General features: G+C 66.9%; 10 protein-coding genes. 7 read left to right on the forward strand and 3 right to left on the reverse strand.

Annotation, left to right across the window (positions count from 1 at the left end):
• The first annotated feature begins 28 nt into the window (after positions 1-28).
• The 7 genes from can (at position 29) to AC5P67_RS03460 (ending at position 6,798) form a co-directional block, all read left to right on the forward strand.
• Positions 29-691, forward strand: coding sequence for a carbonate dehydratase (gene can, locus AC5P67_RS03430; protein ID WP_005413910.1), 663 nt, complete (start codon positions 29-31; stop codon positions 689-691).
• Between the two features lie 20 nt (positions 692-711).
• Positions 712-1,233: a 3-hydroxyanthranilate 3,4-dioxygenase gene (locus AC5P67_RS03435; RefSeq protein WP_005413911.1), complete on the forward strand. Its 522-nt coding sequence runs from the start codon at positions 712-714 to the stop codon at positions 1,231-1,233.
• A gap of 162 nt (positions 1,234-1,395) precedes the next feature.
• A complete protein-coding gene (gene kynU / locus AC5P67_RS03440) occupies positions 1,396-2,670 on the forward strand; it encodes a kynureninase (protein ID WP_005410237.1) in 1,275 nt (424 codons plus the stop codon).
• A 31-nt stretch (positions 2,671-2,701) separates the two neighbouring features.
• Entirely contained in the window at positions 2,702-4,069 is a 1,368-nt protein-coding gene (locus tag AC5P67_RS03445) for an FAD-dependent oxidoreductase (protein WP_012480765.1), read from the forward strand.
• Positions 4,069-5,508: an exodeoxyribonuclease I gene (sbcB, locus tag AC5P67_RS03450; protein WP_109337273.1), complete on the forward strand. Its 1,440-nt coding sequence runs from the start codon at positions 4,069-4,071 to the stop codon at positions 5,506-5,508. Before AC5P67_RS03445 ends, sbcB begins: the two co-directional genes overlap by 1 nt.
• A complete protein-coding gene (locus AC5P67_RS03455) occupies positions 5,505-6,191 on the forward strand; it encodes a DUF2461 domain-containing protein (protein ID WP_114619072.1) in 687 nt (228 codons plus the stop codon). Before sbcB ends, AC5P67_RS03455 begins: the two co-directional genes overlap by 4 nt.
• A gap of 55 nt (positions 6,192-6,246) precedes the next feature.
• Positions 6,247-6,798 (forward strand): DUF2939 domain-containing protein, encoded by a 552-nt coding sequence (locus AC5P67_RS03460; RefSeq protein WP_049397589.1) that lies wholly within the window; start codon positions 6,247-6,249, stop codon positions 6,796-6,798.
• A gap of 180 nt (positions 6,799-6,978) precedes the next feature.
• Here the strand turns inward: AC5P67_RS03460 and AC5P67_RS03465 are convergent, their stop codons facing one another.
• The 3 genes from AC5P67_RS03465 to AC5P67_RS03475 all read right to left on the reverse strand — a co-directional run bounded on the left by AC5P67_RS03465 (position 6,979) and on the right by AC5P67_RS03475 (position 14,012).
• Positions 6,979-7,923, reverse strand: a complete 945-nt coding sequence (locus tag AC5P67_RS03465; RefSeq protein WP_005410242.1) for a 5'-nucleotidase — start codon at positions 7,921-7,923, stop codon at positions 6,979-6,981.
• 47 nt (positions 7,924-7,970) lie between these two features.
• The gene (locus tag AC5P67_RS03470; RefSeq protein ID WP_005410243.1) at positions 7,971-8,744 is read right to left on the reverse strand and encodes an NAD kinase; all 774 of its coding nucleotides are present in this window, start codon (positions 8,742-8,744) and stop codon (positions 7,971-7,973) included.
• Positions 8,745-9,035: 291 nt separating this feature from the next.
• Entirely contained in the window at positions 9,036-14,012 is a 4,977-nt protein-coding gene (locus AC5P67_RS03475) for an NAD-glutamate dehydrogenase (RefSeq protein WP_044570577.1), read from the reverse strand.
• Positions 14,013-14,104: the final 92 nt, after the last annotated feature.

Here is a 14,104-nt window from a genome sequence, read left to right on the forward strand (position 1 = left end):
CCCCCACCCGACGCCAGGGATACCGCACATGAAAGACATCCACCGCCTGCTGCAGAACAACCGCGACTGGGCCGACCGCATCGCCAAGGAAGACCCTGAGTTCTTCCAGCAGCTGTCCAAGCAGCAGCATCCGGAATACCTGTGGATCGGCTGCTCCGACTCGCGGGTGCCGGCCAACCAGATCATCGGCATGGCCCCGGGTGAAGTGTTCGTGCACCGCAACGTCGCCAACGTGGTCGCGCACACCGACCTGAACTGCCTGAGCGTGGTGCAGTACGCGGTGGACCAGTTGAAGGTGAAGCACATCCTGATTGTCGGCCACTACGGCTGCGGCGGCGTGCACGCCTGCCTGCACAATACCCGCGTCGGCCTGGCCGACAACTGGCTGCGCCATGTCGGCGACGTGGTGCAGAAGCACCAGGGCATCCTCGATGCGATCGAGGATGACGAGCTGAAGCACGCGCGCCTGTGCGAACTGAACGTGATCGAGCAGGTCGCCAACCTGTGCCGTTCGACCATCGTCGAGGACGCCTGGGCGCGCGGGCAGAAGCTGATGGTGCACGGCTGGGTCTACAGTCTGAAGAACGGCCGGGTCAGCGAAATGGGCATCGATGTCGGTGGACCGGAAGAGCTGAAGCCAGCCTATGAAAAGGCACTGTCCTACGTGCCCCGCCAGGGCCGGCGCGACTGACCTCACTACGGACCACGACCATGCTCGCCTCGCCGATCAACCTGCACGCCTGGATCGAAGAAAACCGCCACCTGCTGAAGCCGCCGGTGGGCAACAAGATGATCGACAACGGCGACTTCATCGTGATGGTCGTGGGCGGGCCGAATTCGCGCACCGACTATCACTACGACGAAGGCCCGGAGTGGTTCTACCAGCTCGAGGGCGAGATGGTGCTGAAGGTGCAGGAGGACGGCGCGGTGCGCGACATCCCGATCCGCGCCGGCGAGATCTTCCTGCTGCCGGCCAGGGTGCCGCACTCGCCGCGGCGCCCGCCCGGCGGCATCGGCCTGGTGGTCGAGCGCAAGCGCCTGCCGCACGAGAAGGACGGCGTGATCTGGCACTGCGAACGCTGCAACCACAAGCTGCACGAAGAGTTCTTCCCGCTGCAGAACATCGAGACCGACCTGCCCAAGGTGTTTGCGCGCTATCACGCCAGCCTGGAGCTGCGTACCTGCAGCCAGTGCGGGCACGTGGATCCGCTGCCGGTGCCGGCGGCGGGCTGACGCCCACACCGGTAGGCGCCCACCCTGGTGGGCGCATGGATCCACGCGCGCCAGCCAAGGTTGGCCACTACCAGAAAACGCGGCGCTCGAAGCGTGGCCGCGTCTACCGGGCCATGCCCCAGGCGCTACACTGGCGGTCCCGTTGCAGCCTGTTGCCCGACCATGTCCGACCTGCTCAGCCGCACCCACGCCATTGCCCTGGACGCCGCCGATCCGCTGCGCCCGCTGCGTAACGAATTCCTGATTCCGCGCCATGGCGGTGGCGAGCAGACCTACTTCGTCGGCAACTCGCTGGGCCTGCAGCCGCGTGGCGCCCAGGCCGCGGTGCAGGAAGTGATGAAGCAATGGGGCGAGCTGGCGGTGGAAGGCCACTTCACCGGCCCGACGCAGTGGCTGTCCTACCACCGCCTGGTGAGCGCGCAGCTGGCCCGCGTGGTCGGTGCACTGCCCAGCGAAGTGGTGGCGATGAACACGCTGAGCGTGAACCTGCACCTGATGATGGTCAGCTTCTACCGACCGACCGCGCAGCGCCCGGTGATCCTGATGGAAGCCGGTGCGTTCCCGACCGACCGACACGCGGTCGAAGCGCAGATCCGTTTCCACGGGTTCGACCCGGCCGAGTGCCTGGTGGAAGTGCAACCGGACGAAGCCAACGGAACGATCTCGCTCACCGCGATCGAGCGCGCCATCGCCGAACACGGCCCGCGCCTGGCCCTGGTGCTGTGGCCTGGCGTGCAGTACCGCACCGGCCAGGCCTTCGACCTTGATGCAATCACCCGTGCTGCCCGCCTGCAGGGCGCGCGCATCGGCTTCGACCTGGCGCACTCGGTCGGCAACCTGCCGCTGCGCCTGCATGACGTCGCACCCGATTTCGCCGTGTGGTGCCACTACAAATACCTCAACAGCGGCCCCGGCGCGGTGGCCGGCGCGTTCGTGCACGAGCGCCATCACCGCGACACCACGCTGCCGCGCTTTGCCGGCTGGTGGGGCCATGAGGAAGCCACCCGCTTCCAGATGGCACCGCAGTTCACCCCCGCCATCGGTGCCGAAGGCTGGCAGCTCAGCAATCCGCCGATCCTCGGCCTGGCGCCGCTGCGCGCGTCGCTGGACCTGTTCGAGCGCGCCGGCATGGAGGCACTGCGCAACAAGTCACTGGCGTTGACCGGCATGCTCGAAGCGCTTGTACGTGCACGCCTTTCCGGCGTGCTCGACATCATCACCCCGGCCGAGCCACAGCGCCGTGGCTGCCAGCTGTCATTGCGCGTGATCGGTGGGCGCGAGCGCGGCCGTGCGCTGTTCGAGCACCTGCGCGGCATCGGCGTGCTCGGCGACTGGCGCGAGCCGGACGTGATCCGCATCTCGCCCACCCCGCTCTACAACCGCTACCTGGACGTGCACCACTTCGTCGAGGAAGTGGAAGCCTGGGCCGGCCTCTGAGCCGGTCCCTCCCCTACTGCTGGACAGTTCGTTGATCGCACATGCTTCCCGCTCGTTGAGCATTATCGGTGCCGGCCTCGCCGGGTCGCTGCTGGCCATCCTGCTGTCACGCCAGGGCTGGCGCATCACCCTGTACGAACGCCGTGGCGATCCACGCGTGGCCGACTATGAGAGCGGCCGCTCGATCAACCTGGCGCTGGCCGAGCGTGGGCGCAATGCGCTGCGCCAGGCCGGTGTGGAAGACGAGGTCATGGCGCGCGCGGTGATGATGCGCGGACGCATGGTGCATCCGCGCGAAGGCGAACCGCAGCTGCAGCGCTATGGCCGCGACGACAGCGAAGTGATCTGGTCGATCCATCGCAGCGACCTCAACACCACGCTGCTGGAACTGGCCGAACAGGCCGGCGCCACCGTGCACTTCCATCGCCGCCTGCATACCGTCGATTTCGACGCCGGCTACGCACGCTTCATCGACGACCGCGACGACAGCCCGCATGACATCCGCTTCGACACCCTGATCGGTGCCGATGGTGCAGGCTCGGCCCTGCGCGCGGCGATGAACCGGCGGGCGCCGCTGGGCGAGGACATCGCGTTCCTCGATCACTCCTACAAGGAGCTGGAAATTCCGCCGGCCGACGATGGCAGCTTCCGCATCGAGCGCAACGCGCTGCATATCTGGCCGCGCGGCCATTACATGTGCATCGCCCTGCCCAATCACGAAGGCACCTTCACCGTCACTTTGTTCCTGCCCAACCAGGGCGATCCCAGCTTCGCCACGATCAATACCGGCGCGCAGGCCGAGGCGCTGTTCGCGCGCGAGTTCGCCGACACCCTGCCGCTGATCCCGAACCTGCGCGCAGATTGGGAACAGCACCCGCCGGGCCTGCTTGGCACGCTGACGCTCGATCGCTGGCACCAGCAGGGCCGTGCCGTGCTGATCGGCGACGCCGCGCATGCGATGGTGCCGTTCCACGGCCAGGGCATGAACTGCGCGTTCGAGGACTGCGTTGCGCTGGCCCGCCACCTGATGGAGGCCGATGATCTGGAAGGTGCGTTCGCCGCGTTCGAAGCCGAGCGCAAGCCGAATGCACGTGCCATCCAGCAGATGGCGCTGGAGAACTACCTGGAAATGCGCGATCGCGTCGCCGACCCTGCATTCCTGCTGCAGCGCGAACTGGAACAGGAACTGCAGCGGCGCTGGCCGACCCGCTTCGTGCCGCACTACACCATGGTCACCTTCCTGCACACGCCGTACGCCGAGGCGCTACGCCGCACCGAACTGCAACGCGACATGCTGGTGGCCGCCACCACCGGCCATGATTCACTGGACAACATCGACTGGGCCGCGCTGGAAGCGCAGATCCATGCGCAGCTGCCGGTCCTGGAGGGCGCGCACTGATGGCTGACAGCTTCCTGTTCTACGATCTGGAAACCTTCGGCCAGGACCCGCGGCGCACGCGCATCTCGCAGTTCGCCGCCATCCGCACCGACGCCGATCTCAACGAAATCGACACCCCGGTCAGCTTCTTCGTGCGCCCGGCCGATGACCTGCTGCCCTCGCCGATGGCCACCCTGGTTACCGGCATCACCCCTCAGCAGGCACTGGCCGAGGGCATCAGCGAGGCCGAGGCCTTCGACCGCATCAACGAGCAGCTGTCGCGCCCCGGCACCTGCGCGCTGGGCTACAACACGCTGCGCTTCGACGATGAGTTCGTCCGCTACGGGCTGTTCCGCAACTTCCACGATCCGTACGAACGCGAGTGGCGCAACGGTAATTCGCGCTGGGACCTGCTGGACATGCTGCGGCTGATGCGCGCGATGCGCCCGGACGGCATACAGTGGCCGCTGCGCGAGGATGGCGCCACCTCGTTCAAGCTCGAACATCTGGCCGAAGCCAACCACGTGCGCGAAGGCGATGCACACGAAGCACTGTCCGACGTGCGCGCCACCATCGGCATGGCGCGGCTGTTCAAGCAGTCGCAACCACGCCTGTGGGACTACGCCCTGAAGCTGCGCGACAAGCGCTTCGTCGGCGGCCTGCTGGACGTGGCCGCGATGAAGCCGGTGCTGCACATTTCCATGCGCTACCCGGCCAGCCGCCTGTGCGCGGCACCGGTGCTGCCGTTGGCCGTGCACCCGACCATCAACAACCGGGTGATCGTGTTCGACCTGGAAGGCGAGATCGACGACCTGCTGGAACTGCCGGCCGAGGTGATCGCACAGCGCCTGTACATGCGCGCCAGCGAGCTGCCCGAAGGCGCGGCACGGGTACCGCTGAAGGAAGTGCATCTGAACAAGGTGCCGGCGCTGATCGCCTGGAACCACCTGCGTGCCGATGATCACGCGCGCCTCGGCCTGGATGTGGCTGCGATCGAAGCCAAGGTGAAGCGCCTGCGCGCGTTCGCCCCGCAGCTGGCCGAGAAGGCCCGGCAGGTCTACAACCAGCCCCGCGCCGCCACCGTGGCCGACGTCGATGCCTCGCTGTACGACGGCTTCCTCGGCAACGGTGACAAGCCGCTGCTTGCGCTCGCACGCACCACCGCGCCCGAGCAGCTGGGCGCGCTGGAAGGTCGCTTCCGCGACCCGCGCCTGCCGGAACTGCTGTTCCGCTACCGCGCGCGCAATCATCCCGACAGCCTCGCACCGCCTGAACGCCAGCGCTGGCAGGATTACCGCCGCCAGCGCCTGCTCGGAGACGGCGGCCTGGGCGAACTCAACCTGCCCCAGTACCAGCAGCAGCTGGATGCACTGGCCGCCGAAGCGCCCGATGACACCCGGCGCCAGGCCCTGCTGCAATCGCTGCGCGACTGGGGCCAGCACCTGCAGGAGACGCTGTGAGCACTTATTTCTCGGACGCCAGCTTCAAGTTCCTGCGCAGCCTTGCGCGGCACAACGACAAGGCCTGGTTCAACGATCACCGCCAGCAGTACGAAGACCACGTGCGGCAGCCGTTCCTGCGCCTGCTGGGCGACCTGCAGCCGGCGCTGGCCGAGGTCAGCGAGCACTTCCGCGCCGATACCCGTGGCGTCGGTGGCTCGCTGTTCCGCATCCATCGTGACGCGCGTTTTTCCAACGACAAGTCGCCCTACAAGACCTGGCAGGGTGCACGCCTGTTCCATGAGCGCCGCCGCGAAGTGGCCGCGCCCTCGTTCTACGTGCACCTGCAGCCGGGCGAGAGCTTCGTCGGCGCCGGCCTGTGGCATCCGGAACCGGAAACCCAGCGCCGCGTACGCCACTTCATCCTCGACAATCCGGGCAGCTGGAAGGCCGCCGCGTATGCACCGACCCTGCGCAAACGCTTCGATTTCGAGGAGAGCGAAAAGCTGGTGCGGCCCCCGCGTGGCTTCCCGGCCGACTTCGAGTTCATCGACGACCTCAAGCACCGCAACTGGGTGATGTGGCGCTCGCTGGACGATGCCACCATGACCGGCCCGCGCCTGCTGTCCACGCTGGGCAAGGACCTGGCTGGGCTCGGCCCGTTCGTTGACTACCTCTGCGCGGCGCTGGACCTGGAGTTCTGAGCCGCATCACCTGCCGTTCACCACTGGCTGCCTCACTTGCGGCAGTCTGGACAGCATGAAGAAGCTCACTGCACTGGCTGTGCTGCTGGTCCTGGCCTTGGCTGCGTGGTGGTTCGGCGGCCCGTACATGGCCGTGCATGGCCTGTCCAAGGCCATCGAAGAACGCGACACGGCGCGACTGGAACGCTATGTCGATTTCCCTCGCGTGCGCAGCAGCCTGCGCGCCCAGCTCAACGACTATCTGGTACGCCAGGCCGGCCCGGATGTAGCGGCCAGCCCGTTCGGCGCCCTGCTCTACGGCCTCGGCGACCAGCTCGGCGGTGCAGCGGTGGAAACCATGGTGACCCCGACCGGGATCGGCGCAATGCTGCAGGGCCACGTGCTGTGGAAGCGCGGCCGCAATGAACTGCAGGGCGGTGATGCCTTCGGCGCGACCGAGCCGGCACGGCCATTGAAGAACGCCGAGCATCACTTCGAAGCGCTGGACCGCTTCGTGATCGACGTCGATCGCGGCCCCGACCAGCCGCCGATGAAGGTGGTGCTGGAACCGCAGGGCCTGCGCTGGAAGGTGGTGGATCTGCGGTTGGAGATGTCGGCCACCCCGTGACGGGTCATGCCCTTCGACGGTGCTGCTTTCGGTAGGTGCCCACCTTGGTGGGCATGGACCCAGGATGGCGCCAACCAAGGTTGGCGACTACCGCGGTACAGCGCTCTGGTAGATGCCCAGCTTGGTGGGCGCCGATGCATGGCTGTGCCAACCAACGGTTGGCACCCACCCGGCATGGTCTCACCCCTCGTTGGCGACACCGTGCGGTACGTGGCCGGCGGCCACGTGTTCGCGCGCACTGTCGATGTTGTGCTGCGAATCATCGAAGAAGATGTCGGCACCGAACGCCTGCAGGAAGGGCCCCTTGTGGCGGCCGCCGAGGAACAGCGCTTCGTCGAGGCGCACTCCCCACTCGCGCAGGGTGCGGATTACGCGCTCATGCGCCGGTGCCGAGCGTGCGGTCACCAGCGCAGTGCGGATCGGCGCGCTCTCGCCGGCCGGGAACACTTCCTGCAGCGTATGCAGGGCCGACAGGAAACCGCGGAACGGGCCGCCGCTGAGGGGTTCGCGGGCCCGTTCACGCTCGTGCCGGCCAAACGCCTCCACGCCCTGCTCGCGTGAGATGCGCTCGCTCTCGTCACCGAAGATCACTGCGTCACCGTCGAAGGCGATGCGCAACTGGCCGGCCGGGCGACCGGTATCGATCTGGTCGGCCGCCGCGGCGGCGGTCTCGCCGGGCGGCTTGGGCAGGATGGTTGCCGCGGCGATGCCATGGCGCAGCGCGCTGCGCACCGATTCCGGGTTGGCCGACAGGAACAGGTCGGTGCCGAACGGCTTCACGTACGGCCAGGTCGGCTCGCCGGCGGTGAACGTCGCGCGGATGATGCCCAGGCCGTAGTGCTGGATCGAATTGAAGATGCGCAGGCCGGTATCGGCCGAGTTGCGCGACAGCAGGATCACCTCGACGCGAGGATTCTCCGGGCTGGCCCCCTGGTTCAAAGCCAGCAGCTTGCGCACCACCGGGAAGGCCACGCCGGGGCCGAGGATATCGTCCTCGTGCTGGCGCTGGAATTCGGCATAGGCCGCCACGCCGTCGCTCTCGAACAGCGCGTGGCTTTCCTCGAGGTCGAACAGCGCGCGCGAGGTCACCGCGACGGTCAGCAAACGGGGGGAGTTGTCGCCCATCGGTGGGGGTCCTTCAAGCGGTCGGCACGGCCGGCTGCCCATTGTCCTCAAAAAACGAACTGTTCGCTCAGGATCCGGTCTTCCAGGTTGTGCTCCGGGTCGAACAGCAGGGTCACGCGGCGGTCCTTCGACTCACGGATGGTCACCTCGACCACGTCGCGGGTCTCGTGCGAATCGGCAGTCACGCTGACCGGGCGCTTGTACGGATCGAGCACGCGGAAGCGCACTTCGGTATCGGCCTTCAGGATCGCGCCGCGCCAGCGCCGCGGCCGGTACGGGGCCAACGGCGTCAGCGCGATGGTGTGCGAGCCCAGCGGCAGCACCGGACCATGCGCGGAATAGTTGTAGGCGGTGCTGCCGGCCGGGGTGGCCACCAGCACGCCGTCGCCGATCAGTTCGGCCACGCGCTCCTGGCCGTTCAGATCGATACCGATATGCGCGGCCTGCCGGGTCTGGCGCAGCAGCGAAACATCGTTGTAGGCCAGCGAACCGGTACTGGTGCCGGACTCGGTCAGCGCCACCATTTCCAGCGGGCGCAGGTTGGCCGGTTCTGCGCGTGCGATGCGGGCCTGCACATCGTCGTCTCCACGGTACTGGTTCATCAGGAAGCCGACCGTGCCCAGCTTCATGCCGAACACCGGCTTGCCCAGGTGCCCATGCCGATGCAGGGTCTGCAGCATGAAGCCGTCGCCCCCCAGCGGGCACAGCACGTCGGCCTGCTCCGGCGCGTGATCGCCATAACGCGAGATCATCGCCGCGCGGGCCATCTGCGCGGGCTCGGCGGTGCTGGCCAGGAAAGCGATGCGGGGGGTGTCGCTCATCGGTGGATCCGGGTGGGTTTGATGGAGAGCATAACCGAGCGCCGGGGGCTGGACCCCGTGGGGCGGATGACCGGCATATCCGCCGGGACACGCCGTAAACCCATCCCTGGGGGCTCGATCGCGCCGTCCATGGCGCTCACGGTCCCGGCGGATATGCCGGTCATCCACCTGGCAGGTTCACGGCCGGCGTCGGGTCAGTGATCGTAGAAGAGAAAGCAAAAACAGAACGGCCCCGCTTTCGCGGGGCCGTTCCGGTTCACGCATGCCAGGCATGGCCTGGCACTACTTCACTTACGCGCCGTGTGCCGCCAGCTGGCCCAGGCGCTGCACCGCGACCGAAACGGTCGGGTAGTCCAGGGTCTTCTGCTCGGCCAGTTCGGCCAGCATCGCCAGGGTGAAGCGCAGGCTGTTGTCGTCGCGGCCCATCCAGGCTGCGACCTTGGCCTCCGCGCTGCTGCCCTTGGTGCCCAGCACCTGGCCGGCCAGGTTGCGGTGGTTGGCGGCCAGCTCGTCACGCAGCACGCCACGTGCCACGGCGTGCCAACGACCGTTGACCTCCAGCGCATCGACCTGCTCGAACAGCCACGGCAGCTGCAGGGCATCGCCCAGGCGGAAGTGGACCTTGGACACGTCCACCGGCTTCAGCTTGCGGGTGCGGGCCAGTTCGATGATGTCGAACGCCGGCTCCAGGAAGTGCAGTTCGGCCAGCTGCTGCGCCAGCGCGGACGGCAGGCCCTTTTCCTTCCACTCGGCCACCAGGGCTTCGTAGGTCGGACGCTGCGAATCCGGCAGCACACCCGAGGCAACGCGGATGTCGTTGAACGGACCCTGGTAGCGGTTGACCGCTTCAGTGATGCCCGGCATCGCGCCCGGGCGCGACAGCAGCCAACGCACGAACGAACGCTGCAGCTTCCAGATCACTTCTAGTGCGTCGATCTGCACCGACTCCGGCACCTTGCCGTCGAGTGCATCGATCTGCGCCCACAGCGCGCGCGCATCCAGCGTTTCGCGGCTGATGGTGTAGGCCTTGGCGACCTCGGCGATGGAACGGCCGGTGTCTTCCTGCATGCGCATCAGGAAGGTGGCGCCCATGCGGTTGATGGTCTGGTTGGTCACGGCCGTGGCGATGATTTCGCGCTTCAGGCGGTGACGCTCCATCGCGTCGGCGTACTTCTTCTGCAGCGGGGTCGGGAAGTAACGCTGCAGTTCCTTGGACAGGTACGGATCTTCCGGGATGTCCGATTCCAGCAGCTGGGCGAACGCCACCAGCTTCGAGTAGGACAGCAGCACCGACAGTTCCGGGCGGGTCAGGCCCTGGCCGCGTGCCTTGCGCTGGGACAGCTCGGCGTCGGACGGCAGGAACTCGATCTGGCGATCCAGCAGGCCCTGCTGTTCCAGGGTACGGATGAAGTGCTGCTTGGAACCCAGGCGCTTGACCGCCATCCGCTCCATCAGGCTCAGCGCCTGGTTCTGGCGGTAGTTGTCGTTGAGCACCAGCTCGGCGACTTCATCGGTCATCGAGGCCAGCAGCTTGTTGCGCTGCTCGACGGTCAGCTTCTTGGCCCGCACTACATCGTTGAGCAGGATCTTGATGTTGACTTCGTGGTCGGAGGTGTCCACACCGGCCGAGTTGTCGATGAAGTCGGTGTTGAGCAGCACGCCGGCCTGGGCGGCTTCGATGCGGCCCAGCTGGGTCATGCCCAGGTTGCCGCCCTCGCCCACCACCTTGCAGCGCAGCTCGCCACCGTTCACGCGCAGGGCGTTGTTGGCGCGGTCGCCGACATCGCTGTGCTGCTCGCTGGCAGCCTTCACGTAGGTACCGATGCCGCCGTTCCACAGCAGGTCGACCGGTGCCTTCAGGATCGCGCTCATCAGATCGTTCGGCGACAGCGCCTTGACGTTGTCATCCAGGCCCAGCGCTTCACGCACCTGCGGGGTGATCTCGATCGACTTCAGGCTGCGCGGGTACACGCCGCCGCCCTTGCTGATCAGCTTGGCGTCGTAGTCCGCCCAGCTCGAACGTGGCACGGTGAACAGGCGCTCACGTTCGACGAACGTGGTGGCCGCATCCGGGTTCGGGTCCAGGAAGATGTGGCGGTGGTCGAAGGCAGCGACCAGGCGGATGTGGCGCGACAGCAGCATGCCGTTGCCGAACACGTCGCCGGACATGTCGCCGACGCCGACCGCAGTGAAGTCCTGGGTCTGGCTGTCACGGCCCAGCGCGCGGAAGTGGCGCTTGACCGATTCCCACGCACCGCGTGCGGTGATGCCCATGCCCTTGTGGTCATAGCCAACCGAACCACCGGAGGCGAACGCATCGCCCATCCAGAAGCCGTGCGCGATGGCCAGGCCGTTGGCGATGTCGGAGAAGGTCGCGGTGCCCTTGTCGGCGGCCACCACCAGGTACGGATCGTCCATGTCGTGGCGCACGACATCCACCGGCGGCACGATCTTGTTGTTGACGATGTTGTCGGTGATGTCCAGCAGGCCCTGGATGAACAGCTTGTAGCAGGCCACGCCGTTGGCGAAGATCGCGTCGCGGTCGCCGTTCACCGGCGGGGTCTTGGCGAAGAAGCCGCCCTTCGCGCCGACCGGCACGATCACGGTGTTCTTGACCATCTGTGCCTTGACCAGGCCCAGCACTTCGGTACGGAAGTCTTCGCGACGGTCCGACCAGCGCAGGCCACCACGGGCGACCGCGCCGAAGCGCAGGTGGGTACCTTCCACGCGCGGGCCGTAGACGAAGATCTCGCGGTACGGGCGCGGCTTCGGCAGGTCCGGCACCAGCGCCGAATCAAACTTGAAGCTGATGACATGGCCGTGCTGGCCGTTGGCATCGGTCTGGTAGTAGCTGGTGCGCAGGGTCGCGTCGATCACGCCCATGAACGAGCGCAGGATGCGGTCCTCGTCCAGGCTGGACACACGGTCCATCAGCTTCAGCAGCGCATCGCGCGCGGCCTGCATCTGCGCGTCGCGGTCACCCTTGCGGGCGTCGACCACGGTCTTGAGCACCTTCAGGGTGGCGTCGTCGCCAGCAGCCAGCACATCGAAGTGGGCCTTCAGCTGGGCCTGGCCGGCGGCGATGTCATCCTTGCTCTCGTGGCCGGTAGCCGGATCGAAGCGCGCTTCGAACAGCTCGACCAGCAGTCGGGCCAGCAGCGGGTAGCGCGCGAAGGTGCCTTCCACGTAGGCCTGCGAGAACGGCACGCCGGTTTGCAGCAGGTACTTGCAGTAGCCACGCAGCATGGCGACCTGGCGCCAGTGCAGGCCGGCAGCCAGCACCAGGCGGTTGAAGCCGTCGTTCTCGGCATCGCCGTGCCAGACGCGGGCAAAGGTCTCGCCGAAGGCTTCATCGACGCTGGCGGCATCGATCGCGCCGGCGGTCGATTCGACCTCGAAGTCCTGCACGTACACCGGGGCGTTGTCGACCGACAGGCGGTACGGACGCTCGGCGATCACGCGCAGGCCCATGTTTTCCATCATCGGCAGCGCGTCCGACAGCGGGATGTCGTCCAGCTGGCGATACAGCTTCAGGCGCAGGCCATCACCGCTTTCGCGCGGCACGGCCTGCAGGCTCAGGCGCAGGTCGTCCGGGCCGGTCAGGGCATCAAGCTGGCTGACATCGTTGGCTGCAACCGCGGTGCTGTTGTCTTCGATGTAGCCGGCCGGCAGCGCCTTGCCGATACGCGCGGCGATGCGCAGGCCTTCGGTCTCGCCGTGGCGGGCCACCAGCGCTTCGCGCAGGTCGTCCTGCCAGTTGCGCAGCACCTGGGCCAGCTTCTGCTCCAGTTCGGCGGTATCAACGTCGAGCATTTCACCCGGCTTCGGGCGCACGATCAGGTGCACCTGGGCCAGCGGCGATTCGCCCAGCACCACCGAGCTGTCGACGTACTCACCGTGCAGCGCGTCCTTCAGCATCGCCTCGATGCGCAGGCGCACGTCGGTGTTGAAGCGCTCGCGCGGCAGGTAGACCAGCGCGGAAATGAAACGGCTGTACTTGTCGCGGCGCAGGAACAGGCGGCTGCGCACGCGTTCCTGCAGGCCCAGCACGCCCATCGCGGTGCGGAACAGTTCGTCCTCGCTGGACTGGAACAGTTCTTCGCGCGGCAGGGTTTCCAAGATGTGGCGCAGGGCCTTGCCACTGTGGCTGGCCGGGGCCAGGCCGGACTGCTTCATCACGTGCTCGTGGCGCTGGCGCACCAGCGGGATCTCCCATGGGCGGCGGTTGTAGGCGCTGGAGGTGAACAGGCCGAGGAAGCGCTGCTCGCCGATGATCTTGCCCTTGGCGTCGAATTCCAGCACGCCGATGTAGTCCATGTAGCCGGCGCGGTGCACGCGCGAACGGGCATTGGTCTTGGTCAGGATCAGCGCGTCCTTCAGGCCGGACGTGGCGTTCAGGCCCTGCGCGGCCAGGGTCTTGACCGGGCGGGCCGCGGACTTGTCCTTGCCGCGCATCAGGCCCAGGCCGGTGTCGTTCAGCGGCGCCAGTACGTCTTCCTTGCCCTGCTTCTCGACGCGGTACTCGCGGTAGCCGAAGAAGGTGAAGTGGTTGTCGGCGGCCCAGCGCAGGAACTCCTGTGCTTCCTTGCGCGATGCATCGTCGACCGGCAGCTGGCGCTTGCCCAGGTCGTCGGCCAGTGCCAGTGCCTTGTCCTTCATCGGCTGCCAGTCGCGCACGATCGCGCGTACTTCGTCCAGCGCCTTGTTGATGGCCTGTTCGATGGCGGCCATGGCTTCGGCCGGCTGGCGGTCGATCTCCAGCAGCATCACCGACTCGGCATCACCCTCGCCGACCTTGACCAGCTTGCCGGCCTTGTCGCGGGTGAAGCGCAGCACCGGGTGGCCCAGCACGTGGACGCCCACGCCCTGCTCGGCCAGCGACATGGTGACCGTATCGACGAGGAACGGCATGTCATCGTTGACGATCTGCAGCACGGTGTGCGGCGATTCCCAACCGTTGGCCTTCGCGGTCGGATTGAACACGCGGACGTTGGCCTTGCCGGCCTTGCGGGCACGCGCGAATTCCAGCGTCTCAGCCGCGAGAGCGGCCCACTCTTCAGCGCTGTGGTGCGGGAACTCGTCCGATTCCATGCGCTTGTAGAAGTCAGTGGCAAAGGCCACTGCTTCGGCCTGTGCGGCCGCGGGGTAGCGCTTGCGCAAGGCCGTGTACACCGGCTCCAGGGAGAAACCAGCGGTCACTGCGACCTCCGACTCTGCTGGTTTCGTCTTGTTCTTCACGGTCTTGGCTGCGGTTTTTTGCGGTTTCATGGCAGAGCGATGCGCTTGCTCAGTTGGGAAAATGAAATTGTAGCCCTACCGCGCGAAAAGGCCTTGCTGCAGGACGGAATAAGCAGATTCGG

The sequence above is a fragment of the Stenotrophomonas sp. YJH_SMC_21 genome, from assembly GCF_059369555.1.

Bases quoted from the DNA above. Each gene is read 5' to 3' on its own strand.
- can (WP_005413910.1), top strand. From the start codon at position 29: ATGAAAGACATCCACCGCCTGCTGCAGAACAACCGCGACTGGGCCGAC.
- AC5P67_RS03435 (WP_005413911.1), top strand. From the start codon at position 712: ATGCTCGCCTCGCCGATCAACCTGCACGCCTGGATCGAAGAAAACCGC.
- kynU (WP_005410237.1), top strand. From the start codon at position 1,396: ATGTCCGACCTGCTCAGCCGCACCCACGCCATTGCCCTGGACGCCGCC.
- sbcB (WP_109337273.1), top strand. From the start codon at position 4,069: ATGGCTGACAGCTTCCTGTTCTACGATCTGGAAACCTTCGGCCAGGAC.
- AC5P67_RS03460 (WP_049397589.1), top strand. From the start codon at position 6,247: ATGAAGAAGCTCACTGCACTGGCTGTGCTGCTGGTCCTGGCCTTGGCT.
- AC5P67_RS03465 (WP_005410242.1), bottom strand. From the start codon at position 7,923: ATGGGCGACAACTCCCCCCGTTTGCTGACCGTCGCGGTGACCTCGCGC.
- AC5P67_RS03470 (WP_005410243.1), bottom strand. From the start codon at position 8,744: ATGAGCGACACCCCCCGCATCGCTTTCCTGGCCAGCACCGCCGAGCCC.
- AC5P67_RS03475 (WP_044570577.1), bottom strand. From the start codon at position 14,012: ATGAAACCGCAAAAAACCGCAGCCAAGACCGTGAAGAACAAGACGAAA.